23 protein-coding genes are annotated in these 26,320 nt (G+C 49.4%); 11 read left to right on the top strand and 12 right to left on the bottom strand.

Going from position 1 to position 26,320, the window contains the following annotated elements; genetic code table 11:
* Positions 1–55 precede the first annotated feature (55 nt).
* The 5 genes from H6F72_RS18565 to H6F72_RS31180 form a co-directional block, all read right to left on the bottom strand.
* Positions 56–997 (bottom strand): helix-turn-helix domain-containing protein, encoded by a 942-nt coding sequence (locus H6F72_RS18565; RefSeq protein ID WP_190438937.1) that lies wholly within the window; start codon positions 995–997, stop codon positions 56–58.
* A gap of 69 nt (positions 998–1,066) precedes the next feature.
* A complete protein-coding gene (locus H6F72_RS18560; RefSeq protein ID WP_190438935.1) occupies positions 1,067–1,822 on the bottom strand; it encodes a pseudouridine synthase in 756 nt (251 codons plus the stop codon).
* A gap of 76 nt (positions 1,823–1,898) precedes the next feature.
* Positions 1,899–3,425: a cell wall metabolism sensor histidine kinase WalK gene (locus H6F72_RS18555; RefSeq protein ID WP_199299173.1), complete on the bottom strand. Its 1,527-nt coding sequence runs from the start codon at positions 3,423–3,425 to the stop codon at positions 1,899–1,901.
* Between the two features lie 74 nt (positions 3,426–3,499).
* Positions 3,500–4,261 (bottom strand): winged helix-turn-helix domain-containing protein, encoded by a 762-nt coding sequence (locus H6F72_RS18550; protein ID WP_370527533.1) that lies wholly within the window; start codon positions 4,259–4,261, stop codon positions 3,500–3,502.
* A gap of 204 nt (positions 4,262–4,465) precedes the next feature.
* The gene (locus H6F72_RS31180) at positions 4,466–6,802 is read right to left on the bottom strand and encodes an IMS domain-containing protein (protein WP_190438932.1); all 2,337 of its coding nucleotides are present in this window, start codon (positions 6,800–6,802) and stop codon (positions 4,466–4,468) included.
* 492 nt (positions 6,803–7,294) lie between these two features.
* Between H6F72_RS31180 and pdhA the strand changes: the two genes are divergently transcribed.
* The 5 genes from pdhA to H6F72_RS18520 all read left to right on the top strand — a co-directional run bounded on the left by pdhA (position 7,295) and on the right by H6F72_RS18520 (position 12,491).
* Entirely contained in the window at positions 7,295–8,329 is a 1,035-nt protein-coding gene (gene pdhA / locus H6F72_RS18540) for a pyruvate dehydrogenase (acetyl-transferring) E1 component subunit alpha (RefSeq protein WP_190438930.1), read from the top strand.
* 226 nt (positions 8,330–8,555) lie between these two features.
* A complete protein-coding gene (locus H6F72_RS18535) occupies positions 8,556–9,539 on the top strand; it encodes an alpha-ketoacid dehydrogenase subunit beta (RefSeq protein ID WP_190438929.1) in 984 nt (327 codons plus the stop codon).
* Positions 9,540–9,618: 79 nt separating this feature from the next.
* Entirely contained in the window at positions 9,619–11,043 is a 1,425-nt protein-coding gene (gene secD / locus H6F72_RS18530) for a protein translocase subunit SecD (RefSeq protein WP_190438928.1), read from the top strand.
* Positions 11,040–12,029 carry a protein translocase subunit SecF gene (secF, locus tag H6F72_RS18525; RefSeq protein ID WP_190438926.1) on the top strand — a complete coding sequence of 330 codons (990 nt, stop codon included), beginning with the start codon at positions 11,040–11,042 and terminating at the stop codon, positions 12,027–12,029. Before secD ends, secF begins: the two co-directional genes overlap by 4 nt.
* Positions 12,030–12,071: 42 nt before the next feature.
* Positions 12,072–12,491 (top strand): hypothetical protein, encoded by a 420-nt coding sequence (locus H6F72_RS18520; protein ID WP_190438925.1) that lies wholly within the window; start codon positions 12,072–12,074, stop codon positions 12,489–12,491.
* A 24-nt stretch (positions 12,492–12,515) separates the two neighbouring features.
* On the opposite strand, the gene H6F72_RS18515 is transcribed toward H6F72_RS18520, so the two are convergent.
* From H6F72_RS18515 to H6F72_RS18500, 4 genes are read right to left on the bottom strand one after another with little or no spacing between them, the layout of a single operon-like run.
* On the bottom strand, positions 12,516–13,436 hold the full coding sequence (locus H6F72_RS18515) for an ABC transporter permease (protein ID WP_190438924.1): 921 nt from the start codon (positions 13,434–13,436) through the stop codon (positions 12,516–12,518).
* Positions 13,411–14,307: an ABC transporter permease gene (locus H6F72_RS18510; protein WP_190438923.1), complete on the bottom strand. Its 897-nt coding sequence runs from the start codon at positions 14,305–14,307 to the stop codon at positions 13,411–13,413. Before H6F72_RS18510 ends, H6F72_RS18515 begins: the two co-directional genes overlap by 26 nt.
* 31 nt (positions 14,308–14,338) lie before the next feature.
* Entirely contained in the window at positions 14,339–15,427 is a 1,089-nt protein-coding gene (locus H6F72_RS18505; RefSeq protein WP_190438922.1) for a spermidine/putrescine ABC transporter substrate-binding protein, read from the bottom strand.
* Positions 15,428–15,455: 28 nt separating this feature from the next.
* Positions 15,456–16,583, bottom strand: a complete 1,128-nt coding sequence (locus H6F72_RS18500) for an ABC transporter ATP-binding protein (protein ID WP_190438921.1) — start codon at positions 16,581–16,583, stop codon at positions 15,456–15,458.
* Between the two features lie 325 nt (positions 16,584–16,908).
* Here H6F72_RS18500 and mrdA point away from each other — a divergent pair, with 325 nt between their 5' ends.
* From mrdA to H6F72_RS18480, 4 genes are all read left to right on the top strand, one after another.
* Complete coding sequence (mrdA, locus tag H6F72_RS18495; RefSeq protein ID WP_190438920.1) at positions 16,909–18,723, top strand: penicillin-binding protein 2; 1,815 nt, start codon at positions 16,909–16,911, stop codon at positions 18,721–18,723.
* A 288-nt stretch (positions 18,724–19,011) separates the two neighbouring features.
* The gene (locus H6F72_RS18490; RefSeq protein ID WP_370527532.1) at positions 19,012–19,593 is read left to right on the top strand and encodes a biotin transporter BioY; all 582 of its coding nucleotides are present in this window, start codon (positions 19,012–19,014) and stop codon (positions 19,591–19,593) included.
* An 86-nt stretch (positions 19,594–19,679) separates the two neighbouring features.
* The gene (gene lspA, locus H6F72_RS18485) at positions 19,680–20,183 is read left to right on the top strand and encodes a signal peptidase II (RefSeq protein WP_190438918.1); all 504 of its coding nucleotides are present in this window, start codon (positions 19,680–19,682) and stop codon (positions 20,181–20,183) included.
* A 237-nt stretch (positions 20,184–20,420) separates the two neighbouring features.
* Positions 20,421–22,676: a PBP1A family penicillin-binding protein gene (locus H6F72_RS18480; protein WP_190438915.1), complete on the top strand. Its 2,256-nt coding sequence runs from the start codon at positions 20,421–20,423 to the stop codon at positions 22,674–22,676.
* 23 nt (positions 22,677–22,699) lie between these two features.
* On the opposite strand, the gene H6F72_RS18475 is transcribed toward H6F72_RS18480, so the two are convergent.
* Complete coding sequence (locus H6F72_RS18475) at positions 22,700–23,023, bottom strand: DUF1825 family protein (RefSeq protein WP_190438912.1); 324 nt, start codon at positions 23,021–23,023, stop codon at positions 22,700–22,702.
* A gap of 127 nt (positions 23,024–23,150) precedes the next feature.
* Positions 23,151–24,056 carry a J domain-containing protein gene (locus tag H6F72_RS18470; protein WP_190438909.1) on the bottom strand — a complete coding sequence of 302 codons (906 nt, stop codon included), beginning with the start codon at positions 24,054–24,056 and terminating at the stop codon, positions 23,151–23,153.
* A 554-nt stretch (positions 24,057–24,610) separates the two neighbouring features.
* On the opposite strand from H6F72_RS18470, the gene H6F72_RS18465 reads away from it, so the two are divergent.
* Together H6F72_RS18465 and H6F72_RS18460 are read left to right on the top strand one after the other, a co-directional pair.
* Positions 24,611–25,009, top strand: coding sequence for an SHOCT domain-containing protein (locus H6F72_RS18465; RefSeq protein WP_190438905.1), 399 nt, complete (start codon positions 24,611–24,613; stop codon positions 25,007–25,009).
* Positions 25,010–25,017: 8 nt separating this feature from the next.
* Complete coding sequence (locus H6F72_RS18460; RefSeq protein WP_190438901.1) at positions 25,018–25,578, top strand: ComEA family DNA-binding protein; 561 nt, start codon at positions 25,018–25,020, stop codon at positions 25,576–25,578.
* Positions 25,579–25,608: 30 nt separating this feature from the next.
* Here H6F72_RS18460 and lepB read toward each other — a convergent pair whose 3' ends face one another.
* Positions 25,609–26,181: a signal peptidase I gene (lepB, locus tag H6F72_RS18455; RefSeq protein WP_190438899.1), complete on the bottom strand. Its 573-nt coding sequence runs from the start codon at positions 26,179–26,181 to the stop codon at positions 25,609–25,611.
* Positions 26,182–26,320 lie beyond the last annotated feature (139 nt).

Genomic DNA, 26,320 nt, shown 5'->3' with positions numbered 1-26,320 from the left:
CAGGCTGAACGGCTTTGGGTTCAAGCTTGGATAACTGGGCCTAGGGATAGATCGATTAACGGATTGCCACGCGATCGGATGGTACCGGGAGGACTGTGGGAGTCAAGTTGTTTGGCTCCGCTCCCGGTGCTCCGGGTGAGAGTTGGGCCGCATTCGTATTCGCTTCAAAAGTGACCTCCTCTACCGAGCCTGGGTCGCCCAGCTGCTTTGCCTGCTGATCGTTAAGTCCTACAAGCACACCCCCGGCGTTACCAGCCCTTAGAGTCAACTGTTCATCAGCCATCCAAGTGCGTTGAGTTCCTTCTGGTAAAACTCCCTCAAATTCGGTCTTACCATCAGTGACCACTCGAATCCAAGATTGAGCCTTGAAAGTGACGCTGACTCGGACTGGCTTACCAGAATCATTGGCGTTTTGAGGCATGGCCAGGAGCCCCGCCAAACCTGAAGTCGCAGGTTTTATCTTGCCCTGAGCAGGCGCTTTAACGGGGCTAAAAGGCCCAAAGGCTTGGTTGGCTACCACTGAGTTAGGAACCTGGCCTGTTTGAGTGCCAGGTGGTTGATATGCCTCTATGTTGGAAATTGTTGATGTACCAGAACGGTTCATCAAATAGGACAAGCTATTGACTGCAAACACAATCAAGCAGACATAGACCACATACAAGTGGACGGGCCGTAATTGAGCGGCAGGTAAGTTGCGCCAAGGCTGTTGAATCGGTCGCAAGATGGGAGCCGTGGGAAATGAACTGGCAAATGCTGCCCCGTTAATCCCTAACGCATCGGCAAACTGTTTAATAAAACCTTGAATATAAACTGGCTCAGGCAACTGCTCTAGATCACCTGCCTCAATAGCATTTAGAAGGCGCATTTGGATTTTGGTCTTCGCTGCAACTTCTTCTAACGACATTCCTTGGTCTTGGCGAAGCTGGCGTAAGTAGGAACCCATTTCCTGAAGTTTGTTGACTCGTTCTTGCTCTAGTTGTAGGGTTGACTTCTTCATACGCTATGCTCCTTGACGTCTGCCGCACTATTTATAAATTTGTCTAGTAGTTTTGTATACTCACTGGTCTTAAGGACCAATGCCTTGTTTGGGGCTAATAGTTTCCGTCTGTAAAAAGTTAATCTCATAATCTGTCAGGGTTCGGTATTTGCCAGGAGGAAGTTGTTCGAGTTGAATGGGGCCGATCGCGACCCGGTGCAACTCTAAAACTGGATGCCCTAGCTGTTCTGCAACTCGTCGAATTTGGCGATTTCTACCTTCATGCAGCACAATCTCCAAGAGAGTTTTCCCCATTTGCCGATCTAGTACACGGACTTGTGCCGGTGAAGTTTTTCGGTTCGATAGCATGACCCCCTGACGCCATTGCTGCAAAACTGCCTCCGAAGGACGACCTTGCACCCAAACATTATAAGTTTTAGGAATTTGATGACGAGGGTGCGTTAACAAAAACGTTAATTCACCGTCATTAGTTAACAATAAAGCTCCAGTGGAGTCAAAATCTAGACGACCGACAGGATGCAAACCTTGACCTTGTTGCAGGGCTTCAGGCAGTAAATCCAGAACTGTAGACCGCTGCCACGGATCATCACAGGTAGAAACGACCCCTACGGGTTTGTTGAGCAGGAGGTACAGATGCTGAGGTCGCTGGGTGGGTTGGATGATGACTCCATCCACCTCAATGCGATCGCGTTGTGTATCCGCTTTCTGGCCTAGTTGCGCTACAGTACCATTTAAGCGAACTCGCCCATCAAGAATCATCTTCTCCGCATGGCGGCGAGAAGCGATGCCCCATTGGGCCAAGATTTTATGCAGCCGTTCTTCCATAGGGGACTGCTCTGTAGACTACGCGGTCATCAGATATGTACAAATATTACAGGAAGATGGGCTAGAGAAACGAGTCTCAGCTTTTTATAAATGGGTGAGATTGCTGACAAGGCAGAAAAACCTGTAACCATGCACCTCCCGTTTCTGGATGATTGTTAGCACTTACAGAGCCTTGATGCGCTTCCACAATCTGCCGGACAATAGCGAGTCCTAGTCCACTGCTACCACTCCGTTGGACCTCTGCCTCTGGAGGGCCAAAATTGTGTAGCTCTCTTCGCGGGGAGGCAGTTGTAGCCTGACTAATTGTTACCTCTATTGGAGCTCCCGGATGCATCGTTGGTGTGGGAGAACCAAGCCCATTAGATTTTTCGGGCATTGGCACCTTGATGCGGGTGACGGGGGTTTGCACTTCTAAAGACGGGCTAGTTCCAGACTGGCGCGATCGCGAGGGATCAACTTGATAAAACCTGTCAAATACGTAGGGTAGGGCACTTTCTGGAAAACCAGGTCCCGAATCAATCACCTCCAAGCAAACCTGTGATTCAACTGATTCTGTAGCCTTGAGAGCTACCTCCTGAACCCTGATCTGAACTCTAATTGCCTCTTGGGAAGGGCTATATCTGATACTGTTATCCAACAAATTGAGCAATACCCGGAAAAGCCGGGGACCATCCGCCTGAATGAGGACTACTTCAGGTCCGTGGTACGAAAGTTGCACGTGTTTTTTACGAGCTAGGGGTTCGAGGCTAAGCCAAGCTGACTGAATTAGCTCTGCCAGGTTGAGCTGGCCTAAGTTCAGGCAGTAAGGAGCCCCGCGCTCAATTTGTTTCAGGTCCAGAAGGTCTTGGACCAAATTGCTGAGCCGAATTGCTTCGTTTAGCAGCCGATCGATCCAGTTGCGTAACGGTGGCTCTAGGCGAGTTTGTAAGGTTTCGGCTACCAAACGAATTGAGGTTAAAGGAGTTTTGAGTTCATGTGCCACATCCGAAATCCAGCGATCGCGCTGCTGAGCGAGGGTTGCGGCTTCTTGGCGATTCTCTAGAAAAACGCCTACCTGACCTCCTAACAAGGGCAAGCCATAGCCTCGCAGCGGGCAGGTGGATTGGCGGGAAATGCTAACGGGATCAGGGCTACTCAGGTGAAATACCCACTCGCTATCACAAGGTTGCTGGGCATCACGAGTTTGCTCGATCAGTTGATCGAGTTCATAGGAGCGCACCAGTTCCAGCAACAGACGGGGTTTGCTAGATTCCCATTGCTGAATCCCTAAAATCTGGCGTGCTTGGGCGTTACACCAAGTTAATTGGTTGTCTTCGTCTACTTGTAAGTAACCCACAGGGGCACTAAAAAGTACCTGTTTCCAGGTTTCAACTTCTTGTTCTAGCTGCTGGCTGAGTTGTTTTTGGTAGGCGATCGCGAGCGTAAGCCGCGAAGTCAGAGAAGCAGGCGAACCCCAAATTTCTGACTGTAAATCTCGCGCTAATATCGCCAATCGCTGATTCAGCCGCAGCCGATACCACCCCAGCAGAGCTAGACCAAGTGCGAGTCCGAGGAAAAACCCTAGGAATTCCACAGTAACGGCAATGGCGATCGCAGAGGGCAATCATGTCTTTGCGTAGCGTTTCTACCAAAAATTGGCATAACTAGGGGCCATCGAAGTTTGCAAACGAACCTGTTTTAGCCAAATCGATAACCGAATCCGCGTACCGTTAGTAAATACTCGGGGTGGCTCGGATCAAGCTCTAGCTTTTCCCGTAACCAACGAATATGTACATCAACCGTCTTACTGTCTCCCATAAAATCTGGTCCCCAAACCCGCTCAATTAGCTGCTCACGGGACCAAACTCGCCGAGGATGACTCATGAATAACTCTAAAATCCGAAACTCTTTGGGCGAAAGATTAATCTCTTCACCCCTCACCATAACCCGACATTCTTGGGGATAAAGGGTGATCTCTTGAAACTTTAGAATCGGTTCTGGAATGGTTGGTTGTGTATGCCGATGCCGACGGAGTAGGGCACGACAGCGAGCAATGAGTTCTCGCATGCCAAAAGGTTTAGTCAAATAATCGTCTGCACCCACTTCTAGTCCCACTACGCGATCGGTTTCGCTGCCTTTCGCACTCAGCATTAAAATTGGAACACTATTGCCCTCATGGCGAATCAATCGGCACAGATCCAGCCCGTTGATGTAGGGCAGCATGAGGTCAAGGATGACCAGATCGAGTTGGGCCGCTTCCTTTTCACTGCCTGCTTCAGATTTTAGGGTCAGCTCTGCCACACTGCGTCCATCTTCAGCGACTAAAACTTCATATCCTTCTTCTGTTAGCGCTAGAGCAATCGTTTCGCGAATCAGCTCTTCATCTTCGACAATTAAGACTCGTCCCAGTTTCAATTTAGGTTGTGCCCTAGCCGCTTCTAGCGATAACATAGTTGCCATTTTGTTGCAGTTGTTTTTTGGGAACCTAGGCTGATCTTATCATTGGTCCCCCAAGCGGTTAGCGATAACCTCAAGTAAGGTATATCTACTTACTGGTCAGCGGGCAAAATGGCAGTGAAAGTTTTTAGAACCAAATTCTCATTGCCATCTTGGTCTGAATGGAACCGCAGCATTAGATCTAGCTGTGGATTAGATCTAATGCTGCTACTGCACATCCATTTCTCGGATCAGCCACCTACCATCGCGACGCACCAGGGTATAGCGCACTCGAATGCTTTCACTGGTGTAGGACAAGCTGGGATCGAGTTGCCCATTGACGTAGAAGGCAGCAGCTTCACTTACTTCCGCATCAATCCTGGCTTGATTGGGGTCAACATCGCTCATTTCGACGGCATCAATTGATCCAATCGAGTGCCGATACTCTCGGTGGGAATTGCTACCCTTGTCGTCTTCAGCTTGTTGTTGCCATTGCGCCAAAGCACCATCAGTCAAAATTTGATTTAACTGAGTAGTAGCGTGATTGGGACCGAGAGCAGCCGCCTTAGCAGACAACCAAGTTTGCACCACCGTCTGAGCTGCTTCTTTAGTTAAGGGACCTGCGGCAGCCTGGGCCGTATCTTCAGGATCAGGTACGGCAATCAGTGGGCGATCGAGCGAGATCATGGGTTGATTTGCTTCTAACTTGGGTCCCCGTGAGTCTTGGAGAGCACTTGTGGCCCAGCCAAAGGCTTTGGTCGTTAGATACCCTAGAGCTGCGAGTCCTAGTAAGCCAAGTACAAACAGCAAAATCGGCTTAGATTTTTTTGCAGATGTTGAGGTGGCCTCTCCTCCCCGCCGAGGCGGTAAGTCTTCCGGCTCGGGAACTCGGAGGCCATTGGCAACCTGACTCCGCGATCGCTCTCTAGGTGGTGGCCCTGAATGATCCAGTGCTGCAGGGCGCAATGAATTATGAGCATTGCCGTCTCTAGCAACAATCCCAGAGGCAGGACGCTGGCTAGAGGGCGGAGTTACTGGAACTGAATTCGAGGGCACTGGGGTTGTGTGCTCTGCACCCACTTGCCCTAATTGAGAAACTGTGGTGACTGCCCGAGTCGCAGGGGCAACTCTAGGTTCTGACTCCACGCTTTGCTGTAGGCGGGTAGCGGTGGCAGGTGGTTGTGAGTAGCTGCCGACTTCGCGCCCATTGCTAAACTGACCCGCGTTTCGCGTCGAGCTAGATTGTCCGTTGGTCTCCACTTTGGAGGAGCCTGCCCAACCATTGCTGTTAGGAGATTCGTTGGGTAACTCTTCTAAATAAGCCTGAACTTGTTCGTTAGCAAAGTAATCTTTCAAAGAAACTTGCTGCTGAGCTAGGTCACGGAAGTGAGGAAAGACTTCCTCTTGCAGCCAGCGCTCGCTATAGAGACAGAGACCTGGCAACAGATCTGGTGATCCCTGCGAATTCTCTCGAATAAAGGCTAAAGGCTCGTAGTCGTGGCTTAGCTCTAAAGCTCGACTCGCTTCTTCAGTTTGACCTAGAAGGAGCGCACAAACCGCTTGCTCTAGATGCACATCTTGACGGCTACCCAGTCGCACTAGCATCAGCTTGGCTCGTCGGATTAGGGCAGGCTCGCATTGAGCAAATCCTTGGGCGAGTAAAGCGTAGACCGCTAAATAGGTAGCCACAGCCGAAGGACGACGTGCTTCCTCCTCAAATAAGGTTTGCTGCTCTGCGGCGCTTAAGTAGCTCCGTAGCTGCTGAATAAAGCGGAGAAAGTCGTCAACGTTAAGACCAGATTGATCGGTGCTAGTGCCGTCAATCCCACCCCGCTCTTGCAGCATTTCCCGCAGCAAACGCAGTCCTTGCCGTCGTTCGGTCGTGCTTTCCTCAGGTAGCGCTAGCAGCTCTAACACTCGGTAAGGTCGCAACTTGTATAAGTCCGTCTGAACTTCACCCCGAACGGTAGCAAATAATCCTTCGCGTAATAACAATTCCTGCCCTGCTTCTAAGGACTCTGCGGCGTTTTCGTATTGTCCCTGTTGCCATTGCTCTCGTCCTAGCTCTAAGCAGGCTAAAGCGACGGTGAGGATAATGTCGGCAAAAACAATATCTGGCTCGCCAAAGCGTCCATTCTTAAGACTGCTGTTGTTACCCAGATAGGTACGTCCCAATTTCAGCACCAATTCGTACTCACCAAGCTCTAGCAAGATGAGCAAGGCACCCACAAGTTGGTCATCGTGGATGTCAACACTAGGTGTGTAGGGGTCGCTACTGGTATCTGTGGATTCTGCAGGTGTTGTAGTTGACGAGGTGCCAGGGCGATCGGGCTCAAGCTCGTAGGTTTTAGCGAGAAAATTAGCGTCATAGGCCTGACGCTGATCAGGGTCGGATAGAACAGCATATGCTTCGTCAAGCAGCTGCTTTCGGGCAGCGATCGCTGCCTCAGAATATTCACGCCGAGGAAGTTGCAAGGCGCGATCGCGATGAGCCTGTTGCAACTGTTCAGCAGTGGCCTGGATAGGTAGGCCCAAAATTCGGTAGTAATCGAGCGGAATTCGCACGGTTCACTTCCCCAGCGGCAAGCAACTAAATATTAATCTGTGAAAACCCAAGAGGTTGTCAAGATAGTGCCACAATCATAACCCGTGACCCTTACTGGGCGAGTGTACCAAGATAAGGAAAAATTTGTACCAAGGAATATAACTTTTATATAAGTTTTAACAAGTTAAACGTTGAAACTCTAAGCAGTAAAACCTTGACTAGCAAACTTCGTTGTTATGCAGCTAGCTAAGGTCAAGGTGACAAAATTTGATTTTTGGGTCATGAGGACGCTATTTTGATTCAGGTGCTAGTGGCAAAACGTCAGCACTTCAGCACATCAGATATTTAGTGTGCAGCTTCACCCGGTATTGCCAAAACACTGAGAGCGCTATGCCTTCGTTTTAAGTAGACTGGGAAAATCTGGCAGGTACAAGAAGCTGGCTTTCCGCAGGAAAGTCAAACTATCTCGATAAAATTTAGCTTGGGTATTGCTGCGAGGGTACTACAAATCAATGGTTCAGGAACGGACTTTACCAGTATTTCAAGCTGCTTCGGCACAAATTACCAAAGAAGAAGGTTTAAGGCTCTACGAAGACATGATCTTGGGCCGCTTTTTCGAAGATAAGTGTGCGGAGATGTACTATCGGGGCAAAATGTTCGGATTTGTTCACCTCTACAACGGCCAAGAGGCTGTATCGACAGGGGTGATTCAATCGATGCGACCCGGCGAAGACTATGTTTGCAGCACTTACCGTGATCACGTGCATGCCCTCAGCGCTGGGGTTCCAGCCCGAGAAGTGATGGCAGAGCTATTTGGTAAAGCTACAGGTTGCAGCAAAGGGCGGGGTGGTTCGATGCACCTCTTCTCAGCTGAGCACAATCTGCTGGGTGGGTTTGCCTTTATTGGTGAAGGAATTCCGATTGCTTTAGGAGCTGCTTTTCAGAGCAAGTACCGTCGGGAAGTCTTAGGAGATGAGACGGCAGACCAAGTTGCCGCTTGCTTCTTTGGAGACGGCACCACTAACAATGGCCAATTCTTCGAGTGCCTCAACATGGCAGCTTTGTGGAAGTTACCCATCTTGTTTGTGGTAGAGAACAACAAGTGGGCAATTGGGATGGCCCATGAGCGAGCCACTTCTCAACCAGAAATCTACAAGAAAGCCAGCGTCTTTGGCATGCCTGGTGTAGAAGTGGATGGCATGGATGTGATGGCAGTACGGGCTGTTGCTCAAGAAGCTGTGGCACGGGCACGGGCTGGCGAAGGCCCGACCCTCATTGAAGCCCTGACCTATCGCTTCCGAGGCCACTCTTTGGCTGATCCGGACGAACTTCGTACTAAGGATGAAAAAGAAGCTTGGCTGGCTCGTGACCCCATCAAGAAGTTTGCGGCTTATTTAATTGAGCAAAACTTGGTAAATCAAGAGGAACTCAAGGCAATCGAGCGCAAAATTCAATCGACGGTCGATGAGGGCGTGGAGTTTGCGCTGCAAAGCCCTGAACCTGACGCTAGCGAACTGTATCGATTTGTGTTTGCCGAGGACGAATAATCTAGTTACTCTTGCGGCTGGAATCGGGCAGGTGAGTAGCTTGTCCGGTTTTTGTCTGCTGTTTTCCTAGAGTGGGCGATCGCCCTGCTGCATAGCCAGAATCTGAATATACGGATGATTCACTTCAGCAGCTATGATTATTAATTTGGATCACCAAAGCAAGTTCAAAGCAATTTCGACCATTAGATTTTGACCAGTAGACTGTTGCCGCAACTCAGAGGTATCGATGGCAGAGACTTTCTTGTTTAACGCCCTACGTGAAGCCATTGACGAAGAAATGGCCCGCGACCCCTCCGTGCTCGTCATGGGGGAAGATGTAGGCCACTATGGCGGCTCCTACAAAGTCACGAAAGATCTGTACAAAAAATACGGTGAGCTGCGGATTTTAGACACGCCCATTGCCGAGAACAGCTTTACAGGCATGGCAGTAGGAGCGGCAATGACAGGGCTGCGCCCGATCATTGAAGGCATGAACATGGGCTTCTTGCTGCTGGCCTTTAACCAGATTGCCAATAATGCTGGGATGCTGCGCTATACATCTGGTGGTAACTACAAGATCCCGATGGTGATCCGAGGTCCGGGTGGAGTTGGCCGACAGCTAGGAGCAGAACACTCCCAGCGTCTAGAAGCTTACTTCCAGGCAGTACCTGGGTTGAAGATTGTGGCTTGCTCAACTCCTTACAACGCTAAGGGTTTATTGAAGTCTGCCATCCGAGACAACAATCCAGTTTTGTTCTTCGAGCATGTGCTGCTGTACAACTTGAAGGAGAATCTGCCCGAAGCAGAATACACGCTGCCTCTAGACAAGGCGGAAGTGGTGCGGCAAGGCAAAGATGTGACGATTTTGACCTACTCTCGGATGCGTCATCATGTCTTACAAGCCGTAAAAACCTTGGAAAAAGATGGCTATGACCCAGAGGTGATTGATCTAATCTCCCTCAAGCCATTGGACTTTGACACGATCGGGGCTTCGATTCGCAAAACTCACCGGGTGATCATTGTTGAAGAGTGTATGAGAACAGGTGGGATCGCGGCAGAGCTGATTGCTTCGATCAACGATCGCTTGTTTGATGAACTTGATGCTCCCGTGTTGCGTCTTTCCTCCCAGGACATTCCCACTCCTTACAACGGCACCCTAGAAAATCTCACGATTGTGCAGCCACAACAAATTGTTGAAGCTGTGCAAAAAATGGTGGCCCTACGGGTGTAGCTAAGATAGGTTTGAGTGTTGAGGTTGAACTCTGAATTAACCTTCAAGCTCAACACTCAAAATTCCAAACTCAGGACTTATGCAAAGACAGCGTTCATTATTGGCTTTAATTATCGTCCTCGTCATCGCCTCGATTGTGACGATTGCGAAAGTTCCGGTGCGGCTAGGGTTGGACTTACAAGGGGGATCTCAACTTACCCTGCAAGTAAAACCATCCGAAAATGTGAAGGAAATCACTCCTCGCGTGATGGAAGCTGTGCAGCGGGTGGTAGAAGGACGGATCAACGGATTAGGTGTGTCTGAATCGGTGGTTCAGACGGTCGGAGAAGACCAACTGTTGGTGCAACTTCCCGGAGTTAGCGATCCGGAGCAGGCAGAGCGGGTGCTGGGTGGTACCGCCCAGTTAGACTTCCGTAAGCAGAAACCAGGAACAGAAGCTCAGCTAGGCGTGGAGTTTCAGGTGCGGCAAGAACTGCAAGCTAAGCAGGCAGAGTTGCAAAAACAAGGCGCTGGTAATGAGGCAGCACTGGCCGAAAACCAAGCGGCGATCAAGCGCAGTAATGCGGCGATCGCAGAGTTATTTGAGCGGAGTGGCTTAACGGGAGAAAACCTCCAAGATGCATCGGCTGAGCCTGCCGCAGCCAGTGGGAATAACTGGAATGTCTCCCTCAAGTTTGATTCTAAGGGAGCAACGCTATTTGCAGATTTAACCAAGAGTTTGGCAGGAACGGGACGAAGCATTGGCATTCTCTTGGATGATCGCTTGATTAGTGCCCCCACCGTCGGCGTTCAGTTTGCTCAAACTGGCATTACAGGTGGCGGCGCTGTGATCGAAGGCCGCTTTTCGGCTGAAGAAGCGAACGATTTGGCAGTGCAATTGCGGGGTGGCGCTTTACCTGTCCCTGTGGAGATCGTGGAAAACCGCACAGTGGGAGCGACTCTAGGAAGAGATAGCATCCAGCGCAGTATTTATGCTGGATTGGGTGGTTTGTTTCTAGTGTTGATCTTTATGGTGGTTTACTACCGCCTACCCGGTGCGATCGCCGATCTAGCCTTAGTAATCTATTCGCTACTAACCTTTGCCAGCTTTACCCTGCTGAATGTGACGCTTACCCTGCCTGGGATTGCAGGATTTATCCTCAGTATTGGGATGGCCGTAGATGCCAATGTCTTAATTTTTGAACGGACCCGTGAAGAATTACGCGCAGGTAAAACTCTGTATCGTTCTGTAGAATCTGGCTTCTATCGAGCTTTCTCTAGCATTCTAGATAGTAATGTCACAACAGTGATTGCTTGTGGGGCTTTGTTCTGGCTAGGAGCAGGTTTAGTGCGAGGGTTTGCCCTGACGCTGGCTCTAGGAGTCATGATCAGTATGTTTACCGCTGTTACTTGTAGCCGCACTCTAATGCTGCTCGCAATTAGCTTTCCCGCCCTACGCAAAACCGAACTCTATTGCCCTAAAGTACCCGCGTCTAATCAGCCTCAAGCAGGGGTGACTCCATGAAACTCAAGGTTATGAAGCAGCAATCGCTGTGGTGGAGCATTTCATTGCTCATCATCCTCAGTGGCTTGATAGCAATGGCAATCTCTTGGACACGCCCTGACATTAAAGCGCCTCTACGTCCTAGCTTGGACTTTGTGGGAGGCACTCGGATTCAATTTGAACTGGATTGTGCAGTGGCAAACAACTGTGACCAACCAGTGAATGTAGGTACAGTCCGTGAAGTGCTGGACAAACAAGGTCTGGGTGGGAGCAGTATTCAGGTAGTAGGGCAAAATCAGCAAGCCGTTTCCATCCGCACCAGAACCCTGAATGTAGATGAACGGACGCAGCTCCAGACGGCTTTAAGTGAAGCCGTAGGCAAATTTGATGCCAAAACCACTCAAATTGACACGGTTGGTCCCACGATTGGTCGCCAATTGTTCACTTCTGGAATGCTGGCTCTGATTGTTTCTTTTGCCGGAATTATCGTCTACATGAGCTTCCGGTTTCAGTTCGACTACGCTTTTATGGCGATCGTGGCTTTGTTTCACGATGTTTTAGTCACAGTTGGCATGTTTTCAATTTTTGGCCTACTGTTTGGGACCGAAGTGGATAGTTTGTTTATTGTGGCGTTGCTCACGATTGTGGGCTTCTCGGTTAACGATACCGTCGTGATTTACGATCGCATCCGGGAGACTATTATCCTCAATCCTGAACGCCATATTGACGATATTGTTGAGGATGCAGTCAACCAAACCTTGACTCGCTCCATCAACACCACTCTCACCGTCCTGTTAACCCTGTCGTCAATTTTCTTCTTTGGTGGAGAAACGCTAAAGAACTTTGCCCTCGCTTTAATTGTTGGTTTCACGATGGGAGCCTACTCTAGCATCTTCATTGCCAGTACTCTGCTGGCTTGGTGGCGCAGGCGTAATGGTCAAGCAATCCCAGCGTTAGCCACCAGTGCTCCGGCGATCGATGCTTCTGTTAGCTCTGAGGATGCCTAACTTTGCCTCAGGGCAATTGCTGCTTCGAGCTAGCTAGAACTTATGGAGCAGTCTGACCACACCCCAGAATTGACCCACACCCCCAAGCTTTCGCCAGAGCTGGTAAGGCTGCATGAGTTAACAGTTTGGGGGCGATGGTGTTTTGTTCTCTGCCTCTGGCTAACGATTGGCATCCTCAGTCTTTGGGGATTGCGAGGAGAATTTGCTTTGTGGGTGCAGTATTTTACTTGGTCAGCCGTTCGCTATGGGTTTGCTTACAATCCAGTGCCCACATTTGGCCTGGGTTTATGTATTGGTTTAACTGTAGCAACTTTGGTTTGGCAAAGCCGCAACATTCTCCTAGGGCTGCCTGTACCAGAAAAACAACGCTTAGAGCGACAAGTACAGCGAATTCAGCAGCAAGGACCGAGCCATCCGCTCTGGCGCTGGGTTTATGGCGATCGCACTACTCCAGGTAAGTAGATTTTTGTAAGCAAATGACTTTAGCTACTTGAACCGCTTTTGCGAACCTTGATAGCGAATGGATTCAGCCACAAAGGCAACGAAACCGGACGCCAAGATCAAGACGACGCTGAGCGCGTTGATATCTGGTTTCACTCCAGTGCGGATGCGGCTGAAAATTTCCATTGGTAGCGTAGTTGCTCCCCCTCCAGCCGTGAAACTGGCAATGAGAAAGTCATCCATGCTCAGCACAAAGGCCAACAGACAACCAGAGACGATCGCTGGCATGAGTTCAGGTAGCAACACCTGCATGAAAGCTTGAGTGGGCGTGGCTCCTAAGTCTAGCGCTGCTTCCTCTAAGTGAGAATCTAGCCCAGTTAAACGAGTGGAGACGACGATCGCCACATACGATAAGCAAAACACCACATGGGCAGCTACGATCGTCCATAAACTGAGGGGCATTGCCACCACGGCCAAGAAAACTAAGGTGGCAACGGCGATCGCGATGTCGGGAATAATCAAGGGCAAATACGACATCCCTCGGTACAGCCCTTTTCCTGGAAAGTGATAGCGGGTTAAACCAACTGTCATCAGCGTTCCTAGCACGGCTGCGATCGCCACTGCTACTAAGGCCACGATTAAACTCGTTTGTAGAGCGGCTAAAATGCGCTCGTCAGCGAAAAACTTGCGATACCAGGCCAAAGTAAACCCTGTCCAACTAGCACTATAGGCTGACTGATTAAAGCTATAGAACGTCAGGACGACAATGGGCAAATACATGAACCCAAACATGAGCAGGGAGAACAGGGCCTGCCAGGAAGCACGGGGGTTCGTTTTGGCTTGCGGTCCAATCACAGAAACATGAATCCTTCGAGCGATAGTGTCTGAATCCTGAATGTTGGCACCCTGATGACTTAGTATGACCCGGCGCTCGCCCAATTTAGCGTTTCGACGTGGAATCGCCATACTTAATTAGCAAAGCGATCGCCAGACTAACCGCCAAAATTAGCAGCATACTCAAAGCGGACCCAAATCCCCAGTTTTGCGTAGCCCCGAGAAACTGGTTGTAAATGAGGCGGGCCGCAGTCATGCTAGAAGCACCGCCTAACAGTTCGGGGTCCACGAAATCGCCTAACCCGGTAATAAACACGAGTAAGGAGCCAGCCGCAATTCCTGGTAAGGTCTGCGGTACTGTCACCTTCCAAAACGCTTCGCTGGGATGAGCTCCTAAATCAGCCGCCGCTTCTAATAGCCTGCGGTCGAGTTTTTCTAAAGATGCGTAAAGAATTAGAACCATGTAAGGCAATAAGCTGTAGCTCATGCCAATTAATACAGCCGAGCTGCTGTTCAGTAAAGTCAAAGGCGGCAAGCCGATACTCGCGAGCAAAGTATTAAGGACACCTGTCGGCCTCAAGATGGTGATCCAGGCGTAAGAGCGCAGCAACGACGAAGTCCAAAGCGGTAGCACGAAACACAGTAACAATAAATTGCGCCAACGCGCCGGAGACAGAAGGGCAATCCAATAAGCTACCGGGAAGCCCAATAACAGGCAAATAATGGTGGTGTTAATGGCGAAAAATAGCGATCGCCCAATGACTTGTAGATAAATCGGCTGAAAGATCTGAGTGTAGTTGTCTAAACCTGAAGGGTTAACGACATCTCCTGGTCGAATGCCTGGGACGAAGCTTAACTCCAAAATTACTAAGGCTGGCATCACTAGCAACAAACCTAGCCAAATGCCAGATGGCCCTAACAGGACCAATGGCCCTAACCACTTTGACTCCGGACGACCTATATCCGATGCAGTGGGAGTATTTCTGGAAGCAAGAGGCGTCATGCGTAGACCTAAGAAGAGAGACGACTATTATTTAACTGCTGGTTAGCTGCGTCCAGTAGCGATCATAGACTTCGCTGAACTGCCCAATAGGAGCGATTTGTTCGCACTTAGTCAGCAGTGATTCTGGCGGAAATAGGTTGGTGTTGTTGCGGATGTCGGCGGGTAACTGAGCGATCGCCGCGCGATTAGGAGTGGCAAACTTCAGGCGATAACACACCTGAGCCATGATCGATGGCTGCAAAATAAAATTGAGCCAAGCATAAGCGGCTTCAGGATTTGGAGCTGACTTGGGAATCACCATCGTATCAGTCCATAAAGATGTGCCACTGCGAGGAATCACATACTTGAGATTTGGATTGTCTTGAGCTGTTTTAATGGCATCAGCCGAGTACCCCATCGCTAACCATAAATCTCCTGCCACCATTTGGTCGCGCCAAGCATCGGAAGTAAACGTAGCGATCGCGGGTTTCAAAGCCGCTAACTTCTCGTAAGCTTGCTCTAACTGGGCAGGTTGCGTGGAGTTGTAAGAATAGCCCAGCATCCGTAGGGTCGCGCCCATCACCTCGCGCACATCATTAATCAAGGTAATGCGTTGAGTTAATTGCTTTTGGTTGTCCCAGAGATAATTCCAATCTGTAGGAGGTTCTTTCAGCTTCTGCGCGTTATAGATCAGTCCGGTGGTGCCCCAACTAATCGGGATGCTATAGCGATTGCCAGGGTCATAAACAGGATTTTGAAAGCGTGGCAAAAGCTGGTTGAGACCGCTTAAACGATTGTGATCCAGCTCGCTCAAGAGTCCGATTTCGCTCATCTGGCGGACCATATAGTCGGATGGCGAAATAATGCTGTACTCCGAACCACCTCCTGCCCGAATTTTGGCCAACATCGACTCATTCGAGTCAAAGACATTGGTAATGACTTCAATGCCAGTTTGCTCACTAAAGCTCTTCAGTAAATCTTCATCCGTGTAGTTAGACCAGGTGTAGATATAGAGCTTGTTGGAGGTGCCAGGCTGAGCTGCGGATTGCCTAACTTGGGCCAGAGTCCAACCACAACTGGAAAGCGCCAGCCCCGAAAGCGCGGATGCTGTAGTGTTTAAGAATTGCCGTCGCGTTGACATGCTGTCTTGAAAAATGTTGTTGTGCTACCTATGCAGTTAAAGCCAGACAGTCTGTGGCGGCCCAATAAACGTAAATGGGAGTTTCAGGATCGGGCAGGGCACCGACTGTATTCGGTTGCATGACTGTGACGCGATCGCCGGAAAGCAGCTCCACCACATAATGAACATGCGTTCCTAAATACATCACATGCTTCAGTCGTCCCTCAAAACAATTATGGGACACGCTAGGTGTATACAAACTCACCTGAATCTTTTCCGGTCGGACGCTCACCACGACTGGAGCCGTGATGGGTGAATTGCCAGATTCCCAAGGTTTGGCTATAACTTTGAGTCCAGTTTCTGTTTCTACCTTTAAGGAAGCGGTATCTGCCTCTACAACCTTGCCTCGGAAAAGATTTGTGTCTCCAATGAAATCTGCCACAAATGGCGTGCGGGGTCGTTCGTAAATTTCAGTAGGCGAACCGATTTGCTCAATCTTGCCTTCATGCATGACAGCGATGCGGTCTGACAAGCTCAAAGCTTCCTCTTGGTCGTGAGTCACCATAATAAAGGTGACCCCCAGTTCTTGATGTAGGTTGGACAGCTCGACCTGCATTTCTTTTCGTAGCTTCAGGTCTAGAGCCCCTAGCGGTTCATCTAAGAGCACCACAGCCGGACGATTTACCAAAGCCCGCGCCAAGGCAACTCGTTGTTGCTGCCCTCCAGAGAGTTGAGCTGGGAATCGATGGGCGTAAGCCTCCATCTTGACCAACCGTAATGCTTCGCCTACTCGTTCACGGATTTCACCTCGACTTTGGCGTTTAATTCTCAAGCCAAAAGCAATGTTGTCCCAAACCGTTAAGTGATTGAATAGGGCGTAACTTTGAAAAACTGTGTTGACAGGACGACGGTAAGGTGGAATCTGATTCATGGTTTGGCGTCGAATCAGCACCTCCCCAGCAGTAGCAGTTTCAAAGCCAGCAATTAATCGAAGGGTTGTCGTTTTGCCACACCCAGAGGGACCCAAAATGCTAAAGAACTCACCTCTGCGAATACTAAGATCGATGCCTCGGACGACTGCTTCACTATTAAAGACCTTGAAAACCTTACGAAGTTCAACATCAAACTCAGTATCGATGCCGATCGCATCCTGACGCTGTGTAGCAGTCTGAGACATAGTGGCGATTTCCTGCGCTGATTTCCCCACGAACGCAAAGCCAAATTAAATTTCTACCCTTTGAGAGAGGCAAGAACCGGCTTTGGTTTATTTTATCCACCTAACCAAGGTTAAGGAATGGGACTGTTCTAATCTATAGCCTGCCCAAACTGGTTTTGTAGATTAAAAGCTAAACACTGTTAAGCAAATAACTTTAACAGCGCAACCCAGTCGGCATGCAATAATTCTTCACTAAATCAAGATTTGCGCTTGGCGGGGAGACTAGCGGTAGACTAGGTAAAAACTCACTGCCACTAATTTCTCCGGACACAATTTTTCCGACCTTATGACTTTGACACAATCTCCTCCCATCATTCAACAACCCGCAGCGCGTACGGTTGGCAGAAGCTACCAGTCTATAGCTTTCATGTTGGTTGTCAGTTTATTAATGTTGGGTGGAATTGGCGGTCGGTTGGCTTACTTACAATTGGTCGAAGGAAATCGGAACCGCCAGTTGGCAGAAAATAATCGCATTCGCTTGATCCCCAAGCAACCAGAGCGCGGCAAAATTTTAGATCGAGGCGGCAGCATCTTGGCTGGTAGTCGCCTGTCGCACTCAGTGTTTTTGTGGCCATTGGCGCGGAAGCAATCTGAGTGGCCTGCGACTTTAAATCGACTTTCTCAGATTTTGCAGATCCCCGAAGCAGAAATTCAAAAGCGGCTAGAACAAGCAGGGTATACTTCTCCCTATTTAGTCAGGATTGCGCGGGGTGTAAGTCCAGCTCAAGTTACAGCTTTAGCCGAGTACTCCAGCGAGATGGAAGGGGTGGAGGTTGATGCGGAAGCCGTTCGATACTATCCTCACGGAGACTTGGCGGCTCATGTGCTGGGCTACACAGGTGAGATGAGCGATGAAGAGCTGGAAAAACGTAAGGATGAAGGATACCGCCTCGGCGATGTGATTGGCCAAATGGGCGTAGAGTCGGCCTATGAAAAACAATTGCGGGGTGAATGGGGCGGCCAGCAAGTTGAAGTGGATGGCATGGGTCAAGTTGTCCGCATTCTGGGTGAGAAGCAAACTCAGGCAGGTAGAGATGTCCGCTTAACCTTAGATTTGAAGTTGCAAAAAGCAGCGGAAACGGCGCTGGGCGATCGCAAAGGCGCGATCGTAGCCATGGACCCGAACAATGGTGCAGTTCTGGCCATGGTTAGCCGCCCTGCCTTCGATCCAAACCTGTTTTCGACCCGAATTACAGATGCTCAATGGCAGCGCTTGCAAAGTGAAGACCATCCCTTCGTCAACCGAGCCGTGCAGGGGTATCCACCTGCAAGTACGTTCAAAATTGTCACCACTACAGCCGCGATCGAATCCAATAAATATTCTCCGGATACTGTCCTGAATACCTACCCTTCTATCACTGTGGGAGGCATCGAGTTTGGTGACTGGAACCGAGCTGGATTTGGCGTTTTAGGGTTTGCAGGAGCCTTGAAATGGAGCAGCGATACATTCTTCTACCAAATCGCTATGGGAATTGGTGACCAGACCCTCATTCCCTGGACTCGACGATATGGATTTGGCCAAAAAACGGGTATTGAGCTACCTGAAGAAGCAGCAGGTTTAGTGCCAGATGATGCCTGGAAGCGCAAGGAATTAGGGGAAGGCTGGTACCTGGGGGACACCGTTAATATGTCGATCGGCCAGGGCTTTCTTCAGTCCACACCTTTGCAAGTGGCAGTGATGTTTGCTGTGCCTGCTAATGGTGGTTACAAAGTTAAGCCTCACCTGTTCAAGGACAATGAAGCTGCCCGAAACTGGCGCGAATCTTTGCAGCTCAGACCTGAAACCGTTGATGTTTTGCGGGCAGGCTTACGAGAGGTTGTGGACGGTGGCACTGGCGCTGCTCTCAATGTATCAACAATTCCGCCAACGGCTGGTAAGAGTGGTACTGCTGAGGACTTTGGCCGCGAATCTCATACTTGGTTTGGAGCTTATGCTCCCCTTGATAAGCCACAAGTCTTAGTTGTGGCGTTTGGCGAAAACTCTGGTGGCGGTGGTGGCTCGTTTGCAGCTCCCATGGTGCGGCAGGTTTTAGAAGCTTACTTCAATCCCAAAAAAACAGTAAATCAGGCGGCTGCAATTGAGCCTGTTTTGACAGATTAAGGCAATTTTGATCTGCTGCTTACTGCCTGAATTAAACAACTCTGGTGCTGAAGGCTGTACTTCCAGGCCAGGAGCGTAGGTGCTTCCAATCCAGTGATACAATGCCAACACTAAAGGCAAATCAACTGATATTGCTTCTCACGCTAGTTGATTCTCAAGCGTTATAAATAAGCTTTTACAGACTTATTGCGATCAGCGCTTTAGATCTTGGAGGTCGTTAAACCTCTAGCTTAGGAGAGGATAATCTTGTTACTCCCGCCCCCATCGCTCTGTATTCTTGAACCCATAGTGGCTGCTCCCATTGAACTACTCTGGGCCTTTATCGGCCTAATCTTAACGATTGGTGGCACCTTTTTAGGGGCGTCGATTACTAGCCCGCCTTGGAGCTGGGACAGCTCTGGCATCCAAGCTTATCCACTAGGGGTGACTTGTCAAATTGGGGCAGTGTTATTGGCTAGCTGTTTGGGTGGGAGAAATGCCGGGGTACTTTCCCAAATTGCTTACCTAGCGCTGGGTCTAGCTGGCTTTCCAGTGTTTACTCAAGGTGGGGGCTTTGGCTATATCCGAGAGCCAATGTTTGGTTACTTGCTAGGATTTGTGCCAGGAGCCTGGGTATGTGGTTCATTGGCTTTTAAGGCTCCACCTCGCTTAGAGGCTTTGACTTTTAGTTGTCTTTGCGGGTTGCTGAGCGTTCACTTAGTTGGTTTGGTGTATTTGATTGTTGGCTATCTTTTTAGCTGGGTGAATGCTACGAGTCCATTGCTAGAAGCAGTATTGAAGTACTCTTATTATGCTTTGCCAGGCCAATTGGCCCTTACTTGTGCAGTCACAGTTTTAGCCTTTACGATTCGACACTTAATGTTTTACTGAAGTGGGCTAAATCAAGTAACGTTGTCTGCTGCCTCGTAGTGCTTGGTGGGTGCCTAGTTGGTTTGAAATTCTCTAACCCAGTTGCTATGAATTGGAAGAATCGTTTTTTTTGGCTTGCAGCTCTCATTAGCTTGATTTTAGATCGTGTGACTAAGTACTGGGTTGTAACTCAGTTTGACTTGACGATTCCTCCCGAATCTTGGGCACTTTGGCCCAATGTCTTTCACTTTACCTATGTGACTAACACGGGTGCTGCTTTTAGCTTGTTCAGTCAAGGTGGTGACTGGCTGCGCTGGTTATCTTTGGGAGTTAGCTTAATTCTGGTGGCGCTGGGTTTGTTCGGGCCGAGGATGAATCGCTGGGAGCAGGCTGGCTATGGCTGCATCTTAGGTGGTGCAGCAGGCAACGGTATCGATCGCTTTCTGGAGGGTCGAGTCGTCGATTTTTTGGATTTTCGGCTGATTGATTTTCCGGTCTTCAACATTGCTGATGTGTTTATTAATGTTGGGATTGTTTGTTTGTTAATTGCTACTTTCAGAGGGGAGGATGTTGCTAAGGGAGATTCGCATCCTGATTCTACTCAGCGCTAAGCTCAGACTACTTAGCGGTTTGTTGACAGCAGCAGTTAAGTCTAGCTTGTATGATTGGGGATGAAGCGGGTAAAGATAGTTGGCTAGGCAATCAATATTATCAACTCATGAGGTTGCCACCTAAACTCTGAATTGCCGCTGAATAACTGCAACAAGCGCAACATCCTTGACTCAACTTCAGTCAAATGTTGTTTATACTGCTTCCGATTGCTTTAGCTAAATTTGTGTTGGTAGTGAATGACTCCTCCCCAGCCCCCTCGTCAATCTAAAACCCTGTTGGGTAACTTGACCCAAGCTGTACAGACCATTCAGGCTAAGATTGATTTTTCCAAACTTGCCTTGAATCCGGATGCAAGGGTGCCAGAACTGTGGGTGCAAGATGCTGGGACTGAAAAGGCAGAAGTCTATCCTTTGTTGGGCGATCGCTACCTGTTGGGGCGGAGTTCCAAGTCCTGTGACATTGTGGTGCGCAATCCCGTTGTCAGTCAGATTCATCTTTCCCTGACTCGCGATCGCCAGCAGCAAACGCCCTTTGTGCTTAAGGATGAAAACTCGACCAATGGCATCTACCGGGGCAAGCGACGTGTAAATACATCCACGTTGTATCACGGTGATATTCTGACTCTGGGGCCACCGGAGCTTGCCGCAGCGGTTCGCATCCAGTATCACAACCCTCCCCCGTGGTACGTCAAAGCGTTTCGCTATAGTCTCTACGGGGTGAGCGGCCTTACAGCGATCACAGCCTTATTGGTGGGTATTGAGTGGACTAAGTTTTCGGTGCGCCCCTTGCCCAAATCGATCCAAGGACCAGTCATGGTCTACGCTCGCGATCGCCAAACACCGCTAAGCCCTGCCCGCAACAACGCCCACTTAGAACTGAATAAACTCTCGGATTTTTCAGCTTATTTACCCAAGGCAGTAGTGGCCTCGGAAGATAGCCGATTTTACTGGCATTTAGGCGTTGATCCGATTGGGATTTTAAGAGCCTTACTAACCAATATTCGGGGTGGAGGCATTCGCGAGGGTGCCAGCACGATCACCCAGCAAGTGGCTCGCAGCTTGTTCCGTGACTATGTCGGCACTCAAGATTCAGCCGGACGCAAACTCCGAGAAGCGATCGTAGCGCTGAAGCTAGAAATGCTTTACAGCAAGGACGCGGTTCTCAAGATGTATTTGAACCGAGTGTACTTGGGCAATGGTAACTTTGGCTTTGAGGATGCGGCTCAGTTTTACTTTGGCAAGTCGGCTAAAGATCTAACCCTCTCAGAAGCAGCGACACTGGCAGGGATTTTGCCCGCCCCGAATAGCTTCAACCCCATTCGTGATTACCAGGCAGCAGTAGAGTACCGCGATCGCGTGATTAATCGAATGGCAGCGATGGGCATGGTGAGCTTGGAAGAAGCCCAGCGAGCCCGGCGATCGCGCATTGAAATTAATCCTAAAGCCAGGGAAATTTTAGAGAGTACTCGTGCGCCTTACTTCTATGGCTATGTGTTTGATGAGTTGCAAACTCTGCTCGGCAAGCAACTCGCAGAAGAAGGTAACTTTATTGTTGAAACCAACTTGGACCTGCAAATGCAGACCTTGGCAGAAACTGCTTTGCGAAATTCAGTCGCCAATGTTGGAGCCACCTACAATTTTTCCCAAGGAGCGATCGTCACGCTAGATGCCAGCAACGGCTCTATCCTGGCTTTAGTCGGTGGAGTCGATTACCAGCAAAGTCAATTTAACCGAGCAACCCAAGCTCTACGCCAGCCTGGTTCTACCTTCAAAATTTTTAGCTACACCGCGGCCTTGGAGCAAGGAATTTCGCCGGGAAAGCCTTATTCCTGCGCTCCTCTAGACTGGGGTGGCCAATCGTTTAGTGGCTGTAACGCTGGAGGTGGCAGCTTAGATATGTATAGCGGCATATCCCTCTCCGAAAATCCGATCGCCCTCAGGATTGCTCAAGATGCGGGCTTAGATAAGGTCGTGCAAACAGCTCGGCGAATGGGCATTCAGTCTGAGCTTAATCCTGTCCCAGGTCTCGTCTTAGGCCAAAGTGAAGTCACCCCTCTGGAAATGACAGGCGCTTTTAGTGTCCTAGCCGATCGTGGAGTCCGCCATCGTCCCCATGCTATTCAACGCATTTTGGATAGCAGTGATTGTCAAGACCGCAATAACTTCCAAACTTGTCGAGTGATCTATACCTACGACCAAGATTCGGAAGCTAACGTTTCTGTGCTACCGCCAGAAGTCGCAGATACGATGACCGGGCTGTTGCAGGGAGTCGTGCAGAGCGGAACGGGACGCAGTGCCTCCCTAGGCCTGGGAGAAGCGGGAAAAACAGGAACTACAAACGACAGCGTTGACTTGTGGTTCGTTGGATACATTCCTGGCCGCTCTCTAGTTACAGGGATCTGGTTGGGCAACGACAACAACGATCCCACTACTGGCAGCAGCGGCCAAGCAGCTCAGTTATGGGGCGAGTATATGGGCCAGGTCGTGCGTTGACCTAGTCTATCCAGCTTGCTCCTCTAAGAGGTTTTTTCTACCTCAGCCTTCATCCGCTCTAGGGTAAGGTTCATCTGCTCAAACATCTGTTGGGGCGTCATCCCAAACTGACCTAACTGTGTTTGCAGCTGCTGCACGGTCATTTGCGCCATAAAATCTTCCGATAGCTCAAAGCGCTTCATAAAAATGCGGTAGCGCTCCATCAGCCCTTCCATCCGCTCAATGAAAAGCTTTTTGCCTTCTCGGTCAAATTTGCCGTAGCTGCTGCCCAGTTGCACTAGGGATTGATAATCCTCAAACAACTGCTTTGCTTCTTGCTGCACAATCTCAGAGTCAAAAAATCCCATTGCTATTTCTTGGGTCAACTACCAAGCAAAATGAGAAGCGACGATCGCCTTCTCATGGCTTACTTTAATTTTAATGCAGGGCTTGATCGGCGGATAGCTGCGCGAATCCGTACCTCAGCTGGTTCGGTCAAGGTTTTTTGGCTCCAAACAAGCCAAAAAGACCACTTTTTTTAGTGGTTTGGGTAGGCCGCACTTTATCTTCTAGGTTGAGGTTGAGCTTAGCCGCATAGTGCAGCGCTAAGGGTTCTTTAGGATTGAGTTTGAGAGCTTGGCGAAAATGAACGGTAGCCATCCCGGAAAGGTTTTGCTTGAAGTAGGCAAATCCTAGTAAAGCGTGGTACTCCCCTTGAGTCGGCTCAATTTTAATGGCATCTCGCAACTCCTGAACTGCTTGAGCTAAGTTTTCTTTCTTTAAGTATTCCTTAGCTCGCTTAGCATGTTGGTAGGCATAGTCCGTTGCAAGTGCTTCTTGCGGGCTAGCAGGCGCAAATTCAATGGTTTGGGCGGGAGCGCTAGAGACAAGCCCCGTGCGTTTTTCGCGCAGAATTACGTCATCTAGCTTCAACTGTAGATAGACCAGATTTAGTTCTAACAGTTGTTGAGTGACTGAGGCAAAGCGCTCGATGGGCTGAAACTGGGTCGCGCCAAGTTCGGCGATCGCCTGCTCATAAAATACCTCAGCATCTTTGAGGCTAAGCTGGCTAAGCTGTTGAGCTAATTTGGTTTTAGGGGCGATCGCTCCTTCTCTTTTCAAGCGTCGTACTTGAAACCGGAGCAATCCTAAAGATTCAGTGCGGTCTTTCTCTTGCTTCAGCTTCTGATAGGCAGGGTTGACCAAACGGGCAAAAATTTGGCTGGCTAACTGCTTAGTCTCACTTTCAGTAGCTCCAAAGCTATCAGGATGTAAAACTTTAGCAATGTTACGATAGCGCTTCAGAACTCGACTATCATCAGCCGCTACAGAAATACCAAGAATGGCGTAGGGATCGGAAAATTTCTGAAGCCAGTCTGCTGAAAAAGAAGTCTGTGGCATTGATCAGCGGCCTTAAAATTTTTGAATAAAAAATCAACGAATCCCAGCAGATTAAAGGAACAGTTACAACTATAAATCACCCGTTTCAGGCAATTTACTAACTGGTTTCTGCTAAGTGCCAAGCTGCTCAGCTGTTCTAAGCGTTATTGCCCAGAAGCCTTAGCAATGGCAAAAAATAAGGATAGGTAGATGTTAACTAGGGTGCCCACCTGGTCTGTATCTAAGGTGACGAGATGGCTAAGCTGCGAGCAAAGCTAGAGACGACTTACGCTGCTGAGCTTGGTTACTAGCAACTTTAATATCGGTTTCCAGGTTAGTTTCAGTACCCTGCGTTGAAATAAAACTCTTTTACTACTGTACTGTGTTTGCTAGAACTCGACATCAGGCACCTGGGTGATCTTGGGTAGGTGTCAGTAACTTAAATCACAACTACGATGTCCAAAGTCTACGGGCTTATTTTGCAAATTGAAATCTACTGCTAACAAAAGCGCTGCTGTTACCTTTAATCCATAGGATCGACCGTGATGCATCTAGGTGCCGCCAAGGAGCAGAGTATGCTAAACAAGCCAAAAAATCGTCAACTAGCAGCAGCCCTAGCCTTTGCTGGCGTGATCGTACCGATCGCAGGGTTGCACAAGCTCTATCTCGGTCAATACCGCTGGGGTATGCTGTACCTACTGTTGTCTTTGGCAACGCCCATTCCTAAAATTGCCAGTGCAATTGAAGGAGTTTGGTACCTAAGTCAAGACTCCGATCAGTTCGATCGCAACTTTAACGATGGAATAGCAGCTAGCCCCACCGTCCGTTACCCTACAGGGCCAACTGTTGATCCTGCAAAAGTTAGCGCGATCACAACGGCAGTACGCCAACTGGATCAACTGCGCCAAGATGGTTTGATTTCAGAATATGAGTTTGAGCAAAAGCGCCGACAGTTATTAGATAGCGTGACTTGAAACCTGAGATGGCATTTTTAGATTGGTTAACCTCTGTAGCTCGGACTCGTTCTCCGATCGCGGCTGCCTCTACAACACTGCGATCGCGGTTGATCAATGATCCTTATTACCGTCTGCAATCGCTAGAAGAAGTTCAGTTAGCCGTCTCCTTGGGAGTTAAAATCGATGCCAATCAAGCCACAGTGGACGATTGGTTACGTTTACCCGGAATTTCTATCCATCAAGCGCGATCGCTAGCAGAACTCACTCAAGCAGGCGTGCAGTTTTGCTGCCTGGAAGATATGGCCGCTGTTTTAGGAGTGCCCGTCCAGCGACTACGGCCCTTTGCACCGATTCTCAATTTTTGTTATTACGATGCTGAGAGTCTGGTCACAATTGAGCCCATTAATCCCAACACGGCCTCTGTAGAAGTTTTGCTCAAAGTGCCACCGATTGATTTGTTCTTGGCTAGAGCGATCGTGCAAAACCGCTTAGCTACAGGGCCTTACCGCAACCTGGCAGATCTGCAACGACGGCTTTCTCTGCCTAGTACCGTAACGACTGATTTGATGCACTATTTGCGTTTTTAGCTGTGTTTCTAGCTGCGCTTCTAAGCTGATCTAGAACTGCCCAATTCGGGAGAACGGCCAAAAGCGCCACCAAGCTCGACCAATAATATTTTGCTTTGGCAAGAAGCCCCAAATGTGGGAGTCGTTGCTGTTGTTGCGGTTGTCGCCCATGACGAAAAACTGCCCCTCCGGGACTTGCCTTGGCCCCCACTCATAAGCGGGCGGCTCCGCAATATACGGTTCTTTCAGCGGCTGGTTATCTACATAAACCTTGCCCTGCTGCACTTGCACAGTCTGACCGGGCAGGCCAATAATACGCTTGATAAAAGCCTGCTCTTTGCTGTAGCCTTGCGTCTGCAATTGCAATGGTGGATCGAAGACGACAATATCGCCTGTTTCCGGTGAGTGCCAGCGGTAAGAAAGCTTTTCCACCACCAAGCGATCGCCAACTAATAAAGTTGGCACCATTGAGTCAGACGGAATAAAGCGAGGTTCTGCAACAAAGGCCCGAATGAAAAGGGCCAAAGTTAAAGCGATCGCTAGAATCTGAAAATTTTCTCGTTGGGATTTCCAGAACCCTGACTGCCCGGAAGAATCTGCCAAATCTTGTTTTTCAGATGTCATAGCAACGATGAATAGAGTGGAACCAGATGTGAAGCGGCAACGCTGCCAAGTAGTTAGCAGCCCAGTTAAGGATCATCAGCGATCGCCTGGAGACAATGCCTTCTGACACTTGTACGAGCCTCTGCCATCAACTAATATA

It is taken from the genome of Trichocoleus sp. FACHB-46 (assembly GCF_014695385.1).
GTDB lineage: Bacteria > Cyanobacteriota > Cyanobacteriia > FACHB-46 > FACHB-46 > Trichocoleus.
The sequence above is the reverse complement of the archived record's forward strand: the minus strand, read 5'-3'. Positions and strand labels throughout refer to the sequence as shown.